This window comes from Psychrobacter sp. FME5 (genome assembly GCF_014861375.1).
Lineage (GTDB): Bacteria > Pseudomonadota > Gammaproteobacteria > Pseudomonadales > Moraxellaceae > Psychrobacter.
The window spans coordinates 1-861 of sequence record NZ_RRYX01000247.1; the positions used below are offsets into that span (position 1 = coordinate 1).

Sequence of the window (861 nt, forward strand, 5' to 3'; positions counted from 1 at the left end):
CGAAATTCACCTCCACCCTAGCGTCGGGTGGAGTCCTCTTTCGTTAGATTGATAGTTTATTGATTGTACCAAACCAGCCGTTTTTCAATACCGCCTAACGACACAGGGTTATTTTTAACCACTGGCTATCAATAACCTTGATTAAAATATATTGAATTGCAATATAGTGGGTTGTAACAACAAACCGTTTTATGACGTCACGGTCGCTTGTACCTGAATTGATTTGTTAGTCAAATCTTGCTGCATAGATAGCTGGGTGAACTGCCAACCTTGCTGTTCAAGCTTACCAAGCGCGGCACTGACCACGGCTTGACTGGCATTATTAAAGCTTAGCTGTACCGCATCGCCAGTCGCAACGACTTGAGCGTCGGCAATACCTGAGTTATTTAATAACGCGCTGATTCTACTAGCGGGTGGCTTTGCAGCCTCACCATCCACTGTATTCACCGCATTACTATCAAGGTTGCCAGCTTGGGCACGTAACCAGAAATAATCGGCTACTTGTTCTTGATAGTTGCGTTTACTGTCGTTTGCCGAGTGATGAATACGATAGCCACCGTAACCGCCAATAAATAACAGTAAAAATAGAGACAATACAGCCAGTGCCAACTGATCACGCGGTGGCAGTGTTTTCCAGCGCGACGACAGAAGGTTTTGGAGATTATTCATGCGCACTGTCAGCACATTTACTCCAACATGGGTGCTAGCTTCAGGATTGAGTGCATTACGTTTGGTACGGCGCTGTAATCGTTTCATGTTCTAACCTTTTTGAGCTTTATTACCACAACTGAAATAGCCAATAACACTATAGTTAAAATACTTTAAAAACGCTACGATACTGCGGGTATAGTTTTTTTGCAG

Annotated in this window: 1 protein-coding gene; it reads right to left on the bottom strand. The window is 43.7% G+C overall.

Annotation, left to right across the window (positions count from 1 at the left end):
- Positions 1–189 precede the first annotated feature (189 nt).
- Complete coding sequence (gene gspM, locus EI161_RS14520) at positions 190–756, bottom strand: type II secretion system protein GspM (protein WP_192523733.1); 567 nt, start codon at positions 754–756, stop codon at positions 190–192.
- Between the last annotated feature and the right edge of the window lie 105 nt (positions 757–861).

Excerpts from the sequence above, each read along its gene's own strand:
- gspM (WP_192523733.1), bottom strand. The coding sequence starts at position 756 with ATGAAACGATTACAGCGCCGTACCAAACGTAATGCACTCAATCCTGAA.